The sequence below is a fragment of the Pseudomonas putida genome (assembly GCF_002906855.1).
Taxonomy (GTDB): Bacteria; Pseudomonadota; Gammaproteobacteria; order Pseudomonadales; family Pseudomonadaceae; genus Aquipseudomonas; species Aquipseudomonas putida_N.
Genome location: NZ_MINI01000048.1, coordinates 675876 through 691321, shown reverse-complemented (window position 1 = coordinate 691321; position 15446 = coordinate 675876). Strand labels below are relative to the sequence as shown.

At 63.4% G+C, this 15446-nt stretch carries 10 protein-coding genes and 1 pseudogene; 4 read left to right on the top strand and 7 right to left on the bottom strand.

The features are described 5' to 3' along the window. The first annotated feature begins 7 nt into the window (after window positions 1-7). Window positions 8-937: a malate dehydrogenase gene (locus BGP85_RS25930; RefSeq protein WP_103445762.1), complete on the top strand. Its 930-nt coding sequence runs from the start codon at window positions 8-10 to the stop codon at window positions 935-937. 294 nt (window positions 938-1231) lie between these two features. Here BGP85_RS25930 and BGP85_RS25925 read toward each other — a convergent pair whose 3' ends face one another. The 4 genes and pseudogenes from BGP85_RS25925 to BGP85_RS25910 all read right to left on the bottom strand — a co-directional run. Continuing rightward, window positions 1232-2188 carry an arsenic resistance protein gene (locus tag BGP85_RS25925; RefSeq protein ID WP_103445761.1) on the bottom strand — a complete coding sequence of 319 codons (957 nt, stop codon included), beginning with the start codon at window positions 2186-2188 and terminating at the stop codon, window positions 1232-1234. A gap of 71 nt (window positions 2189-2259) precedes the next feature. Then, window positions 2260-2853 (bottom strand): hypothetical protein, encoded by a 594-nt coding sequence (locus BGP85_RS25920; RefSeq protein ID WP_103445760.1) that lies wholly within the window; start codon window positions 2851-2853, stop codon window positions 2260-2262. A 147-nt stretch (window positions 2854-3000) separates the two neighbouring features. Next, window positions 3001-4254, bottom strand: coding sequence for a serine hydroxymethyltransferase (gene glyA, locus BGP85_RS25915; protein WP_027918253.1), 1254 nt, complete (start codon window positions 4252-4254; stop codon window positions 3001-3003). 171 nt (window positions 4255-4425) lie between these two features. Next, window positions 4426-7410, bottom strand: a pseudogene (locus BGP85_RS25910) (EAL domain-containing protein); the annotation flags it as partial. A 1106-nt stretch (window positions 7411-8516) separates the two neighbouring features. On the opposite strand from BGP85_RS25910, the gene BGP85_RS25905 reads away from it, so the two are divergent. From BGP85_RS25905 to gdhA, 3 genes are all read left to right on the top strand, one after another. Continuing rightward, entirely contained in the window at window positions 8517-8936 is a 420-nt protein-coding gene (locus BGP85_RS25905; protein WP_103445758.1) for a hypothetical protein, read from the top strand. Window positions 8937-9212: 276 nt separating this feature from the next. Further along, window positions 9213-10880 (top strand): energy-dependent translational throttle protein EttA, encoded by a 1668-nt coding sequence (ettA, locus tag BGP85_RS25900; protein ID WP_103445757.1) that lies wholly within the window; start codon window positions 9213-9215, stop codon window positions 10878-10880. A 221-nt stretch (window positions 10881-11101) separates the two neighbouring features. Beyond that, entirely contained in the window at window positions 11102-12442 is a 1341-nt protein-coding gene (gdhA, locus tag BGP85_RS25895) for an NADP-specific glutamate dehydrogenase (RefSeq protein WP_103445756.1), read from the top strand. A gap of 37 nt (window positions 12443-12479) precedes the next feature. Here the strand turns inward: gdhA and BGP85_RS25890 are convergent, their stop codons facing one another. From BGP85_RS25890 to BGP85_RS25880, 3 genes are all read right to left on the bottom strand, one after another. Further along, window positions 12480-12968 carry a GreA/GreB family elongation factor gene (locus tag BGP85_RS25890; protein WP_103445755.1) on the bottom strand — a complete coding sequence of 163 codons (489 nt, stop codon included), beginning with the start codon at window positions 12966-12968 and terminating at the stop codon, window positions 12480-12482. 68 nt (window positions 12969-13036) lie between these two features. Then, window positions 13037-13393, bottom strand: a complete 357-nt coding sequence (locus BGP85_RS25885; RefSeq protein WP_103445754.1) for a hypothetical protein — start codon at window positions 13391-13393, stop codon at window positions 13037-13039. A gap of 146 nt (window positions 13394-13539) precedes the next feature. Then, the gene (locus BGP85_RS25880) at window positions 13540-15393 is read right to left on the bottom strand and encodes an Lnb N-terminal periplasmic domain-containing protein (protein ID WP_103445753.1); all 1854 of its coding nucleotides are present in this window, start codon (window positions 15391-15393) and stop codon (window positions 13540-13542) included. Between the last annotated feature and the right edge of the window lie 53 nt (window positions 15394-15446).

Genomic DNA, 15446 nt, shown 5'->3' with positions numbered 1-15446 from the left:
GTGTCAGGTGAACAAGCTATCAATCGTGGGTGCCGGGATCGTGGGCGAGGCGGCGGCGCAGATCATTGCCCGGGAAGAGTACTGCCGTGAACTGATGCTGCTCGATGTGCAGGGTGAGCTGGCACAGGGCAAGGCGCTGGACATCTGGCAGGCGGCTGTCGAGTCAGGTTCTGATACCCGGGTGCTTGGCGGCGCCAAGGCCGAAATGCTGCAGGACTCGGACCTGGTGGTGATTACCGCAGGCGTGCCGCGCAAGCCTGGTCAGTCGCGGCAGGACGTGCTGAGCATCAACCTGCCGATCCTCGACGGCATCATGCACAACATCAATCGCTATGCGCCGGCCGCGACAGTGCTGGTGGTGTCGAACCCGGTCGACGTGCTGACCTATCGGGCCAGGTCGCTGAGCAAACTCGGGCGGGGCAAGGTGTTCGGGCAGGCGGGGGTGCTGGATACCGCACGCATGAAATGCTTCATTGCCGAGGAGACCGGGTTTTCTGCCCGGGATATCACGGCGCTGGTGCTGGGCGGGCATGGCGACAGCATGGTGCCGCTGATGCGCTACTGCCAGATCGGCTCGGTGCCGCTGTCGCATTTCCTGTCCGATGAGCAGATCGAACGGATCGTCGAACGCACACGCAAAGGTGGTGGCGAGATCCTGGGTTTGAAGAAGGTCGGCAGTGCTTGCGATGCGCCGGGCGTGGCCATTGCGCAGATGGTGGATGCGATCGCCAATGGGCGTAACCGCATTTTGCCGGCGGTTGCGATTCTTGAGGGGGAATACGGGCGCACCGATATCGCCATGGGCGTTCCCTGTGTGCTGGCGGGGGAGGGGATTGCCAAGGTGATCGAGTTGCCGCTGGATGCGCAGGAGCAGGTGATGTTCGATCACTCTGCGGATCAGGTGGCGCGGGATATTGCGGAGATGAAGGCGTTGTGAGGCGAAGGACCAACAGCTTACGCAGCATAGGTTAATCGCCGGCCATGCGGCCGGCGATTAACACGGGCAAAACTACGCTCAGGACGTAGTCAGCTCCAGGGACAGTTCCGGATGCTTGAGGATCAAGCGCATCAGGCACAGAACACGAATGCGAGCTGATGCGCTCGTCAGGATCATCTTCCTGCTTCAGGGGGACTGAGTCTTCATCGGCTGATTTGCTGGATGTGACTAATACGGCTTATGGCCGACCCGGCGCTACGGTGTGGCCGCTCCTGCTCGGGCTCGAGGTAATGCCTATCGGGGTCGTATGAGGGCTGGGACGGCTCGGACGTAAATCAATTCACTTACCAGCTCAACCAGTGTTTGGGTAATGACTGCCGCTGCCGCCAACCCGCGCAGGTCCTCAGGCAACGCCAGTGCCAGTGGCAAAACTACGAGCGAGTTGCGCGTCGCGGCACTGAAGGTCACCGAGCGTGCCTCGGCCAATGGCAAGCGCAACAGCCGCGCCGCGATGAACCCAAGCAGCGGCGCCAGCAGCATGAAGGCGACGTACACCGGAATCACCGGCAGCAACCGATCAAAATCCCGTAACACCACAGCGATCTGCGACCCGATCACTGCCATCAGCACCAAGGTCATCGCGGGCACCGGCATCCATGCCCAAGCGTCATTCCAGGCCGAGACCGCGCGGGAGCGTCGGGCGCCAGCGCTGGTCAGTACGGCGAGGATCATCGGCAGCACAATCAGTAGCACGAAGGCTTTCACGAACGGGGCGATGCGGATGGTTACGCCGCTGCTGTCGCCGAGCATCAGCCCCAGGTACACCGGCAGCAGCACCAGCTGCACCAGCAACAGCACGGGCGTGGCGGCTAGGGTCAGGCGCGAGTCGCCCTTGCCGATGTGGGTGAACACCACCACATAGTCGATACACGGCGTCAGCAGCACCAGCAGGGCGCCGATGAGGATCGCCGGGTGGTCGGACAAGCCGCGCGTCAGGGCCCACACCAGCAGTGGCACGAGGATGAAGTTGGCGAGCAGCAGGGCGGTCATGAAGCGGCGGTTGCCCAGGCCCTGGCGCAGGTCGAGGAAGGGGATCTGCAGGAACATCGCGTACATCAGCACGGCGATGGCGGGGGTGACCAGGGCTTGCAAGTGTTGCGCGGCGTCGCTGGCCAGGCCGAAGACAACGGCAGCGAGCACCGCGGCAAAGTAGATCGGGATTTGCTGGGTTTCGAGTTGCTCTCTGGTCAAGGCCGGGCCTGTGCTGGGTTGTGCTTGGGGTGGCTCAGGTTAATACGTGACGTCGGGTGGCGCACGACGTATCAGGCCGGCTTGAGCCAATCGACACCGCGCTCCCGAATGATCAGGCTCAAGGTCCCTTGCTGAGCCGCCGGGTAGCAGGCCAGAAACCCGCCCACCGGATACAGATTGTGCACTTCCAGTGGACGCCCATCCGCACTGGCCAGCTGAATTTCCCTGCGGCCATTTTCAAGCTGGGTCAGGTCGAACGCCTCACCGGTTTGCGCATCGGTCAGCGCCCACAGGCTTGGGTCTTCTGCCTTGATCGGCTGGGCATTCACCAGGCCATCGCCGGTGATGAACACACCATGGCCAGTGTGGGGGCCGCTGCGCAGATAGAGGCGATAACCCATCTCGCCATGGCGGAAGTACAGCAGCAACGCCGCTGGCTGGGCGGCTTGCTCGAAGGTGATCAGCCCGGTCTCCTGGCCGTGATGCCAGTCCTTGTCGGTGCCATTCAACATGCCGAGGGTCGTGGCGCCTTCAACGACGTATCCCGGCGCCTGATGCGGGCTCATCAGCGTTACGGGCCCGCTGGTAATGTCGCCCAATACATTGATCGACGCCTCAGCGACCTGCAAGGTGGCGGTGAACGACAGTGCTATGTGATCAGCCATGGGTGGCCTCCTGCTCGTTTATCAGAGGAGGTGGCAGGTTAGGCAGCCTGGTTCATTCAACCTATCCGGAAGCTGTTCCAGCGCCGGATCGCAGGCATGAAAAAGCCCGGCACCAGGCCGGGCTTCTTCACATCAGGCTTGCGCCAATCAGTTGCCGTAAACCGGCAGCTTCTTGCAGATGGCCTTGACCTTCTCACGCACGGCGTCGATCACCGCTTCGTTGTTCAGGTCAGCCAGGATGTCGCAGATCCAGCCGGCCAGTTCGCGGCACTCGGTTTCCTTGAAACCACGGGTGGTGACGGCTGGGGTGCCGAAACGCAGGCCCGAGGTGACGAACGGCGAACGTGGGTCGTTCGGTACCGAGTTCTTGTTGACGGTGATGAAGGCTTTGCCCAGGGCAGCGTCAGCATCTTTACCGGAGATTTCCTGCTTGATCAGCGACAGCAGGAACAGGTGGTTCTGGGTGCCGCCGGAAACGACGTCGAAACCACGCTCGATGAACACTTCGGCCATGGCCTGGGCGTTTTTCACGACCTGCTGCTGGTAAGCCTTGAACTCAGGCTGCAGTGCTTCCTTGAAGCAGATGGCCTTGGCGGCGATCACGTGCTCCAGCGGGCCGCCCTGGGCGCCGGGGAACACGGCGGAGTTCAGCTTCTTCTCGATGTCGGCGTTGGCGCGGGCCAGGATCAGGCCGCCACGTGGACCGCGCAGGGTCTTGTGGGTGGTGGTGGTGACCACGTCGGCGAACGGCACCGGGTTCGGGTACACGCCAGCGGCAACCAGGCCGGCAACGTGGGCCATGTCGACGAACAGGTAGGCACCGACCTTGTCGGCGATGGCGCGGAAGCGGGCGAAGTCCAGGACCTGCGAGTAAGCCGAGAAACCGGCAACGATCATCTTCGGCTTGTGCTCGACTGCCAGGCGCTCGACTTCGTCGTAGTCGATCAGGCCGTTACCGTCGATGCCGTACTGGATGGCGTTGTACAGCTTGCCCGACGAGCTCACCGAAGCACCGTGGGTCAGGTGGCCACCGTGGGCCAGGCTCATGCCCAGGATGGTGTCACCGGCCGACAGCAGGGCCAGGTAGACCGCGGCGTTGGCTTGCGAGCCAGCGTGCGGCTGGACGTTGGCGTAGTCGGCGCCGAACAGCTCCTTGGCACGGTCGATGGCCAGTTGCTCGACCACGTCGACGTACTCGCAGCCGCCGTAGTAGCGCTTGCCTGGGTAGCCTTCGGCGTACTTGTTGGTCAGGACCGAGCCCTGAGCTTCCATGACTGCCGGGCTGGTGTAGTTTTCCGAAGCGATCAGCTCGATATGCTCTTCCTGGCGCAGAGCTTCTTGCTGCATGGCTTCGAAGAGCTCGGCGTCGTACTTGGCAATGGTCAAATCACGGCTGAACATGGCGGTCCTCAAGGATCGGGGTAATTTGGGGGGGCATTCTAACCGATTGATCCGCGCCTGGCATATGAAGTGGCATCAAGTCGCGGACCAATGGGGCTCATGTTGCATCCCGCGCCGTGTCTGGGCTGGCCGGGGATTGGAGTTGACTCGAAAGTCCGCTTTTGCGGGTGCTCACTGGAACATGAACAGGGCGGCGTTGGCGAACTGCGCCTCGAACTGGTTGGCCGGCATCGGCCGCCCGAACAGGTAGCCCTGGACCTCGTCGCAGCCATGCTCGCGCAGGAATTCCAGCTGCTCGTGGGTTTCCACGCCTTCGGCGATCACCGCCAGGTTGAGGCTGTGGGCCATGGCGATGATCGCCCGGGCGATCTGCGCGTCCTGCTCGCCCTCGGGCAGGCCGTCAACGAAGGTGCGGTCAATCTTCAGCACATCGATCGGGAACTGCTTGAGGTAGTTCAGCGACGAGTAACCGGTGCCGAAGTCGTCGACCGCGATGCTCAGGCCAAGGTTCTTCAGGCTGGCGAGAATCTGCAGCGCCTCATTGACCTCGCGCATCAGGATGCTCTCGGTCAGCTCCAGCTCCAGGCATGCCGGCGGCAGGCCGGTTTCTTCGAGGATGGTGGCGATGCGCGTGCCCAGCTGGCCGTCGGAGAACTGCCGCGCCGAGATGTTCACCGACACCTTCGGCACGCGCACCTTGTTCTTGTGCCAGGCCTTGAGCTGGCGGCTGGCCTCGCGCAGCACCCAGTCGCCGACATCCACCACCAGGCCCAGTTCTTCGATCACCGGGATGAAGTCGCCCGGCGGCACCAGGCCGCGGGTCGGGTGGCGCCAGCGCAGCAGCGCTTCGGCACCGGTCAGGCGCTTGCCGTCGCCGCTGAACTGCGGCTGGTAGTAGAGGATGAACTCGTTCTGTTCCAGCGCGTGGCGCAGGTCGCTCTCCAGTTCCAGGCGCTCTAGCGCGCTGGCGTTCATCTCGGTCTGGTAGAACTGGAAGTTGTTCTTGCCGCGCTCCTTGGCGTGGTACATGGCGGTGTCGGCGTTCTTCATCAGCTGGCTCAGCTCGTTGCCGTCCTGCGGGCTAAGGGCGATGCCGATACTGGCAGTGACGAAGAACTCGCGGCCTTCGAGCACGAACGGTCGCACCAGGCTGCCAAGAATGTTCTCGGCCACGTGAATGGCGCGGTTCAGGGCCATTTCGCGGGTGGCGCGCGGCTGCAGCAGCAAGGTGAATTCGTCGCCGCCCATGCGCGCCACGGTGTCGTCGTCGTCGACGCAGGCCAGCAGGCGCAGGGCCATGTCCTTGAGCATGCGGTCGCCCGCGGCGTGGCCGAGGGAGTCGTTGATCGGCTTGAAGCGGTCGAGGTCGAGGAACATCAGCACCACCCACGCCTTCTGCCGCTCGGCCTGTTGCAGCGCGGTATGCAGGCGGTCCTGGAACAGCGTGCGGTTGGGCAGGTGGGTGAGGGCGTCGTAGTAGGCTAGGCGGTGGATGCGCTGTTCGCTGGCCTTGCGCTCGCTGATGTCGGTGAAGAAGCACACATAGCTGGCCAGGTCGCCTTCGTCATCGAGCACAGCGGTAATGCCGACCCAGGCCGGGTAATGGTCGCCGTCGCGGCGCTTGAGCCACACTTCGCCTTCCCAGCTGCCGCGCTGATGCAGCTGCTTGAGCACGTAGCGCAGGTGGCTTTCCTGTTGGTCCTCGACCACCAGCATGGACGGCAACTGGTCGAGTACATCGCCGACTGCGTAGCCGCTGACCCGGCTGAAGGCTTCGTTGGCCTGCACGATATAGCCGGCCGGGTCGGTGATGAGGATGGCCGAGGTCGAGTGTTCGAATACCGTCGCGGCCATGCGCAGGTCTTTCTCCGCACGGCGTTGCTGGCTGATGTCGCGGCCCACGCCGAGCACGCCTTCGAAGTGCTGGTGCTCGTCCCAGACCAGCACCAGGCGCAATTCGATGGGGATCTTGCGGCCATCGGCGCGCAAGCAGTCGAACAGGAACAGTTGCGTCGGCAGCTGGCTGCGCAGTTGTGCCAGCTGCTCGCTGTCGCCCATGGCCTTGCTGACCCGTTCCATCAGGCTGTAGATGCCGGTGAGCTGGGCTGGGTTGGCGATGATCGACTGCCAGCCGTTGTCGAAGATCCAGTCGGCTTGGTAGCCCAGCACCGTCTGCACCGACGGGCTGAGGTAGTTGAGCTGCAGGCGGCTGTCGGTGGAGAAGATCACGTCGCTGATGCTTTCGGCGAGCATGCGGTAGCGCTGCTCGCTGTCCCGCAGCGACTGGCTGGCCTCGATCTGCACGGTGACATCCTTGCCCACGCCGATGATGCGCGTGACCTGGCCATTGTCGTCGCGGGTCAGCACCTGCTCGCGGATTTCGTAGCAGCGCCAGCCGCCGTCACGGTGGCGGAAGCGCAGCTGGGTGTGCAGCGACTGGCTGTGTGCGCTGTCGCGCTGTTGCTGGCGCATAGCCTGATAGTGCGCGGCGTCTTCGGGGTGCAGCAGAAGCTCCCAGAAGCGGTCGCCCATCTGCGCCAGCTCGGTGCGGTCGTAGCCGAGGGTTTGGCCGAGGTGGCGGTTGCTGAAGATCATTCGTTGGCTGAGCACATCCTGCACGTACAGCTGGTCGGGCACAGTGCGCACCACGTCGGACCAGAAGCTTTCACGCTCCAGCAGCGACAGCTCCACCTGCTTGCGGCTGGTGATGTCGCTGATGCTGAGGATCACCGCCTGGTAATCGCGGCGCTGCTGCGGCAGGCGCGCCATCAGCCACAGGTGCAGCTCACCGCCCAACGGCGCGGACAGGCGCACTTCCAGCTCCAGCGACGGGCGCTGTTCGATCAGGGCGTCGATCAGTTGCATGCCGATGCTGTCGCGGCCAACGCCGCTGCCATTGATCAGCCGTTGCCAGGCGCCTTCGTGGCACTCGACATTGAGCAGCTGGCGCGCCACCTGGTTGATCTCGGTGATCTTCAGTTCCAGCAACAGCGAGCGGCACAGGTCGGGGTCCAGTGCCAGGCTCTGCTTGAGCCCGGCCAGGTTGCGCAGGTGATAGCGGTCGAGCTGGCCGGGCAGGCTCGACAGATCCAGCACGCACAAGGCCACGCCCGTCCCTTCGAAGATTTCCTGGTAGCGCCGGCGGTCTTCCTGCAGCGCGCGCTGGCGACGGCGCATGTTGACCAGCGCCAGCACCGGCAGCAGGGCGCAGAACAGCGCCAGCAGGCACTTGCCAATCAGTGCCGGCAGCAGCTTCTGCTGGGCCAGGCCGGCGTCGAACAGGCCACGCAATTGCCAGGCGCTGTTGTCGATGAAGGCGAGCATCACGCTTTGCAGCGGTTCGCCGCTGGTCTGTGCCGGGGCATGGCGTTCCAGTACTTCGCCGCTGCGGCTGTTTTCCAGCAGCCACAGCGGGTGGCCGGGGCCGTCCAGGTGCACGGTGAGCGCCTGGTAATAGTCCGGTGACAGGCGTAGCAGCCAGTAGCCGCGATCCTGTTCCGCCGTTTGGCGTAACAGCAGGTAGACAGTGCGGTTGTCCGCCGAGTTGGCGAAAAAGTAGCTGCGGCCTTGGTTCAGTTCGACCAGCTCGTCAATCAACTGGCGGTCGGGGCTGCCGGCCAGACTATCGCTGAGCAGTTGCCCGGCATGGTCCAGCCAGGCCAAGTCGCGCAGGGCGGGCAGGCGTTCGCGCAGGGTCGCCAGCAGGCTCGGCAGCGCGGCGGGCGCCGGCGCTTTGACGTAGGGCTGGACCACATTGATGGCCTGCTGGGCCTTGAGCGCCATGTTCAGGCTCAGGTGGTCGGCGAGTTCGGCGCTCGCGTCCAGGTTCAGCTGGCGCTGGTCAGCCTGGGTGTGGCGGAACTGCGAGAACAGTTGCCACAGCAGCAGAGCCAGCAGGATCAGGGCCAGCAGGGCCAGCGCACCTTTGACCGAACCACGCAGCGAAGCGACTGGGGCCGGCGAAGCGGGGCGCAGCAGAGTCGGATGATTGAGATCGGTCAAGCGTTGGTCCTGCGATTGGGCTGGCGATGGCAGGTAGAGAACATGCACGGTGTATGCCGGTATCTGCACAGGCCAGGACCGCGGCTGCGCACTATAAAGCCGGACTTCCGAACGGGCTAGCATGCCTGTGATTATGGCAATGTGCCAGCCCTGTTGTCCGGTGCCAGTGGTCGTGGTGAAGCCGGCCCGTTCGGCAAGACCCTGCATCCTGTGCGAGAATGCCGCCCGCTTCAATGACAACGCATCGGAGATGTTCGGTTTTGGTTACTCACTTTTCCACCAATGGCCTCGATTCCGCCTGTGGGCGCAGCAGTCAGACCCTTGTCAGCACTGCCGTGACCGCGGACGTATCCTGCAAATCGTGCCAGCGTTCGCTGGACAAACCGGACGCGGCTTCGGCCTCGAAGAACAAGACGCCATCGCTGGCTGAACTGCGCAAGACCGCCAAGGCGGCGGCAGCGCCGGCTGAAGAGGCACCTGTGGCGGCCGTGGCCAAGCCGGCTGGCAAGGTTGTCAGCACGGCTGTTGCGGCCAAGCCTGCCCAGCCCGCCAAGGTTGCCGAGCAGCCTGCCCGCAGTGGCGGCTTCAGCGTCAAGGCCGCTTATGCTGCGCGCCTGGCCGAGCAGAGCGACCGTTGCCGGTTGCCGCGGGGCAAGGCTAACAAGCAGCGTCACGTCTGAGCCATCTTCGGCTGCTATGCGGCCTCTTTGCGGGGCAAGCCCGCTCCTAAAGGCCTGGTGGTCTTTGGAGCGGGTTTGCCCCGCGAAAGGGCCGGCACAGGCAATAAATGCCCGCCAGGATCACAACGATCCCACCCCACCATCCGACCACCCTGTGCAACGCCGCGCGTTGGCGTAGAATGGTCGACTTTGTTCAATGAAACCCCGTAAACACATCCCCCTGGCCACAAAGCCTGGGCGATCGTCGATGTCTTTACCTATTTAGAGGGCTTGGTTTTGGCTCAATACGTCTACACCATGCATCGGCTGAGCAAGGTCGTGCCGCCGAAGCGGGAAATTCTCAAGAATATTTCCCTGTCGTTCTTCCCAGGCGCCAAGATCGGCGTGCTCGGCCTGAACGGCGCCGGTAAATCGACCCTGCTGCGGATCATGGCGGGCGTCGACAAGGAATTCGACGGCGAAGCCCGTCCGATGCCCGACATCAACGTGGGTTACCTGCCGCAGGAACCGCAACTGGACCCGAACAAGTCCGTGCGTGAAGTGGTCGAGGAAGCGGTCAGCGTGATCAAGGACGCCCAGGCTCGCCTGGACGAGGTCTACGCCGCCTACGCCGAGCCGGATGCCGACTTCGACAAGCTGGCTGCCGAACAGGCCAAGCTCGAGGCTATCCTGCAGGCCGCCGACGGCCACAACCTGGAGCGCCAGCTGGACGTCGCCGCCGACGCCCTGCGCCTGCCGGCCTGGGATGCCCGTATCGAACACCTGTCCGGTGGTGAGAAGCGCCGCGTGGCCCTGTGCCGCCTGCTGCTGTCGGCCCCCGACATGCTGCTGCTCGACGAACCGACCAACCACCTGGATGCCGACTCGGTAGCCTGGCTGGAGCGCTTCCTGCACGACTTCCCGGGCACCGTGGTAGCGATTACCCACGACCGTTACTTCCTCGACAACGTCGCTGGCTGGATCCTCGAACTGGACCGCGGCGCCGGCATTCCGTACGAAGGCAACTACTCGGGCTGGCTGGAAGCCAAGTCGGAGCGTCTGGCGCAGGAATCCAAGCAGCAGAGCGCCCACGAGAAGGCCATGAAAGAGGAACTGGAGTGGGTGCGCAAAGGCGCCAAGGCTCGTCAGTCCAAGTCCAAGGCCCGTCTGCAGCGTTTCGAAGAAATGCAGTCCCAGGAATTCCAGAAGCGCAGCGAAACCAACGAGATCTACATCCCGGCCGGTCCGCGCCTGGGCGACAAGGTCATCGAGTTCAAGAACGTCACCAAGGGCTATGGCGACCGCGTGCTGATCGACAACCTGTCGTTCGCCATGCCGAAGGGCGCCATCGTCGGCGTGATCGGTGGTAACGGTGCCGGTAAGTCGACCCTGTTCCGCATGCTGATGGGCAAGGAGCAACCGGATTCGGGCAGCATCGAGATCGGTGAAACCGTGCAACTGGCCTGTGTCGACCAGAGCCGCGAGGACCTGGACGGCGGCAAGACCGTGTTCCAGCAGGTTTCCGACGGTTCCGACATGATCAAGATCGGCAGCTACGAGATCCCGTCGCGCACCTACGTTGGCCGCTTCAACTTCAAGGGTGGCGACCAGCAGAAGTTCGTCAAGGACCTGTCCGGTGGTGAGCGCGGCCGCCTGCACCTGGCCCTGACCCTGAAGGAGGGCGGTAACGTCCTGCTGCTCGACGAACCGTCCAACGACCTCGACGTCGAAACCCTGCGTTCCCTGGAAGAAGCCCTGCTGGACTTCCCGGGCGCCGCCATTGTGATCTCCCACGACCGTTGGTTCCTGGACCGTGTGGCCACTCACATCCTGGCGTACGAAGACGACTCGAACGTAGTGTTCTTCGAGGGCAACTACACCGAGTACGAAGCCGACCGCAAGAAGCGCCTGGGCGATGCTGCTGCCCAGCCGCACCGCGTACGGCACAAGAAGCTTGCCCAGTAAGCGGGTATTCTGATGCACAAGAATGGGGCCCTTCGCGGCCCCATTTTTGTGCCTGATCACAGCGGCCTAGCGCCTGATTCGAAGGTTATTTTGTATACACTTATATAAAACGCACCAAATAATTTCATAAAAACGACATTTCGCCCTATTCCGGTGCGATTGCTTCTTGGTACATTCCAGAAAAAACCAATAAGTCCAATCCTCTTGGTGAGATGTCTACCATGATCGAATCTGTCGACAATTTCCTCGCGCGCCTTCAGCAACGCGACCCGGGCCAGCCGGAATTCCACCAGGCTGTGGAAGAAGTGCTGCGTACTCTGTGGCCCTTCCTCGAAGCCAACCCGCACTACCTGCAGTCCGGGATCCTCGAGCGCATGGTCGAGCCTGAGCGCGCTGTACTGTTCCGCGTGTCGTGGGTCGATGACCAGGGCAAGGTTCAGGTCAATCGCGGCTACCGCATCCAGATGAGCAGCGCCATCGGCCCGTACAAGGGCGGCTTGCGCTTCCACCCCTCGGTGAACCTGAGCGTGCTCAAATTCCTGGCCTTCGAACAGGTGTTCAAGAACTCCCTCACCTCGCTGCCCATGGGCGGCGGCAAAGGTGGCTCCGACTTCGACCCGAAAGGCAAGAGCGATGCCGAAGTCATGCGCTTCTGCCAGGCCTTCATGAGCGAGCTGTACCGCCATATCGGTGCCGACTGCGACGTGCCGGCCGGTGACATCGGCGTGGGCGCCCGCGAGATCGGCTTCATGTTCGGCCAGTACAAGCGCCTGGCCAACCAGTTCACCTCGGTGCTGACCGGCAAGGGCATGACCTACGGCGGCAGCCTGATCCGCCCCGAAGCCACCGGCTACGGCTGCGTGTACTTCGCTGAAGAGATGCTCAAGCGTCAGGGCCTGCGCATCGACGGCCGCCGCGTGGCCATTTCCGGTTCCGGCAACGTCGCCCAGTACGCGGCGCGCAAGGTCATGGACCTGGGTGGCAAGGTGATTTCGCTGTCCGACTCCGAGGGTACCCTGTACGCCGAAGCCGGCCTGACCGACGCCCAGTGGGACGCGCTGATGGAGCTGAAGAACGTCAAGCGCGGCCGTATCAGCGAGCTGGCTGACCAGTTCGGCCTGGAGTTCCGCAAGGGTCAGACCCCATGGACCCTGCCATGCGACATCGCCCTGCCGTGTGCCACGCAGAACGAACTGGACATCGAAGACGCCCGTACTCTGCTGCGCAACGGCTGCATTTGCGTGGCCGAAGGTGCCAACATGCCGACTACTCTGGCGGCGGTTGACCTGTTCATCGAGGCCGGCATTCTCTACGCACCGGGCAAGGCATCCAACGCTGGCGGCGTAGCCGTCTCTGGCCTGGAAATGTCGCAGAACGCCATGCGCCTGCTGTGGACCGCTGGTGAAGTGGACAGCAAGCTGCACAACATCATGCAGTCGATTCACCATGCCTGCGTGCATTACGGTGAAGAGGCCGATGGCAAGATCAACTACGTGAAGGGCGCTAACATCGCCGGCTTTGTGAAAGTCGCCGATGCCATGCTGGCTCAAGGCGTGGTCTGATCCCAGGCCTGCGGGGCCGCTTTGCGGCCCCATGCCCTCAACCGATCTCGATGATCTCAATCATCTGATCCCCCGCCGGCCGCCGCCACAGCACTTCATCCCCCGGCCCGGCACCAAGCAACGCCCGCCCCAGCGGCGATCCCCAGTTGATCATCCCGCGCCCGGCATCCGCCTCATCCTCGCCCACCAGCTGTACCACCTGCTCCTTGCCCTGCTCGTCGACGAACCTGACCCGGCTGCCAATCTGTACCTTGCTGCGTGAAGTCGCCGATGGCACCACCTGCGCGCTCTGCACCCGCGCACTGAAATAACGCAGGTCCCGCTCGGTATCGGCCAGGCGCTGCTTGTCGCCGCGCTCGCCCTGAGCCTGTAACTCGCTGCGCAAGGCATTCAGTTCGCTCACACGCTGCTGCAGCTGGCGCAGGCCGCTGGCGGTGACGTAGTTGGGCTGGTCGCTGACGCGCCGCTCCACCGGCTGGTCAGCCTGGGCGGCGGCCTGGTCTTCGTTGACGAATGCTCGGCTCATGCAATGGCCTCCTTCTGTTGGAGACCAGCATGGCAGGCCGGTGGTTTCAGTGGATGTCCGTTTGCGACCTACTTGCTGCGATAGGCACGGGCGGCACCCTGGTCTTTCTCCTGCTGCCACTCGCGATCACGCTCGTCCCAGAAGCGCTCATGGTACTGGCGCTGTTCCTCGCTGTTCTGCATCGCGTGGCACTGGCGGAAACCATCGTCCCAGCCAGTCTCGTAGTGGCGATCGTGCAGGTAACGTGGGACGTCTTTCTTGAAGTCGCCAACCATCAGCCCGGCCGCCTGACGGCCGCTGCTGCAACCGTCCTGATAGCCATCGGCGTAGGCGGGGGGATAACCGTGGTTGACCATCTGATCGTGGGTGGTTTCGCAACCCGCCAGCAACAACGCAATGCACACACCAAACCAGTACCGCGACATGACCACCTGGACCCTTGGATAGATACCGGAAAGTCTAGGTGGCGATTTGTCAGGGAGCTGTCAAAACAGTGTCAAAGAGTCGGTTGGTTCACATCTGTACGAGCGGCCCGGTGTCGCGAAAAGGGCGCCATGCGCCCTCATCGATCTCAATAGTGATACCACTTGAGCTCCAGCATCACCTCATTCTGCGCCGACGCCAGGTGGCTGAACTCCCGCGAAGCACTCAATCTCACCCCGAGGTTCTGGCTGATCTCCCATTGCTGGTTAAGGCTCACACTGCGCCGTACCTCGCCATTGGTGAAGTAATCGCCCTTGGCCTCCAGCGTCATGTTGCCCAGCTCGTTGCGCCACAATAGCCCGCCATTGAACCCCGTCGCCGGGGCAATGAACTGGGCGAAGTCGTTGTGGTGCTCGACCCGTACCGTGCCCAAGGCGAAGCCCAGCAAGCCATCGGCCAGTTGCCAGGTGCCACCGGCACCGCCATTCACATGGCTCACCAGCACCTCGTCGTCATGCTTGCCCGGCACCCGCTCCAGGCCACCTGCCACTTGCCAGGACCAAGGCTTGAGCAGCTCGTTGCGCGGCGTCAGCGAGCGGATGGTGGCCAGGTCCAGGCGCTGCACCTGCCAGTCGTTGCCTTCGTATTGGCGCACCTTGAGCTGCAGGATCTCGATCTGCGCCCCCAGCGGGAAGCCATACGCATTGTCGTTGAGGTCGTGGTAGGCCATGCGCAGGCCGTATTCGGCGTAGGCGCGATCCTCTCGGGTACCGACGCCCAGTTGCCAGGTCCGCGAGTCATGGCCGTCCTCGGGCAGGCCGGGGCGCTCGATCTGCAAGGGCGGAGGCGGGTTGCTGTTGATCGCCCGCAGCAGCTCGAAACTGCGCTTGGCCTGCCCAGGGTCACGTTCCTGGCCATTGGCCCGGTAGCGCTCCAGGCGGTATGCGGCATCCTGCACAAGGGCCTGGCGCTCGCGGGGCAGGGCTTTGAAATCGGGGCTTTGCAATTGCGTGGTATCGGCACTGACGGCCAGTACCTGGCGCTTCTCGTCATGGTCCAGCGGCTCGGCCCGGGCCAACAGTTCGCGTTCGCGTGACGGGCGGTAGGTTTCGCTGGCGACCAGACCCGATTGCTTCACCGCCTTCACCGTATCGGTGGGGATGGCGGTAAGCGGGAACTGCGAGGTCAGGTCCAAACTCGGCCGGGCCACCTGCAGCAACTCCAGCAGGCGGTAGGAGCAGTTTTCGTCGAAGAAGAAGTAATCGAACTGGATCTGCTTCAGTTCCCAGACGTGCTCGACCATGCGCCCGGTTTCTTCCGGTGTCAGGTCCAGCTGGTATTCCCACAGGTCGCGGTTCTCCAGGCTGCGGTACTCGGAGAGCTTTTCCTGGTAGGGCATCAGCGCGAACAGGCCTGGGTAGCCACCCATCAGGCCCTTCCAGGCATACAGGATGCTGTTGTCGCTGCCTTCGATGTAGGCGCCGAAGTTGATCGCGTAGCTCAGCAGCGTGGTGTCGTCGCTGCGGGTGTTGGACTGGTCGATGCGCAGCAGGGTATGGCCGAACATCGACGAGGGGCTGTTCAGGTAGGCCGCCGGGAAGATCAGCGCCGCGCTGTGCGGGTCGATCGACTGGTACCAGGTCTTGAACTCCTGGCAGTCCGGTTGCGGCAAGCCTTGCAGGTCGAGCTGCTCACGCAGCCAGCGGGTGCGTGCAGGGAATACGCACTGGGCGTGCTTGTCACCCAGGCTGGCCGGGGCGTACAGCGCTTCGACCGTGGCCTTGAGCTCCTGGTCCGGGTGGTGCGCGCCGTCCTCGGCGAGGAAGAAGGCGTCGTCGTCCACATAGCTGCGCCAGCCGCCGAGCTTGGCGGTTTCATAGTGGCCCAGGGCAATCCAGTAAGGGGTGTTGGCCAGTTGCTGGATACGGCCTGGGTCCAGCACGGGCATGGCATGAACGGGGGCGCAGGCACACAGCGCCAGGGAAGCGAGGCGTTTGAGCATGTCGGGCAACTACTTCTTAACGATGCCGAAAAAAGGCGAAACCCGCCCCGGAG

Coding starts and splice junctions, on each gene's coding strand:
- BGP85_RS25920 (WP_103445760.1), bottom strand. CDS start 2,853: ATGGCTGATCACATAGCACTGTCGTTCACCGCCACCTTGCAGGTCGCT.
- glyA (WP_027918253.1), bottom strand. CDS start 4,254: ATGTTCAGCCGTGATTTGACCATTGCCAAGTACGACGCCGAGCTCTTC.
- gdhA (WP_103445756.1), top strand. CDS start 11,102: ATGATCGAATCTGTCGACAATTTCCTCGCGCGCCTTCAGCAACGCGAC.
- BGP85_RS25890 (WP_103445755.1), bottom strand. CDS start 12,968: ATGAGCCGAGCATTCGTCAACGAAGACCAGGCCGCCGCCCAGGCTGAC.
- BGP85_RS25885 (WP_103445754.1), bottom strand. CDS start 13,393: ATGTCGCGGTACTGGTTTGGTGTGTGCATTGCGTTGTTGCTGGCGGGT.
- BGP85_RS25880 (WP_103445753.1), bottom strand. CDS start 15,393: ATGCTCAAACGCCTCGCTTCCCTGGCGCTGTGTGCCTGCGCCCCCGTT.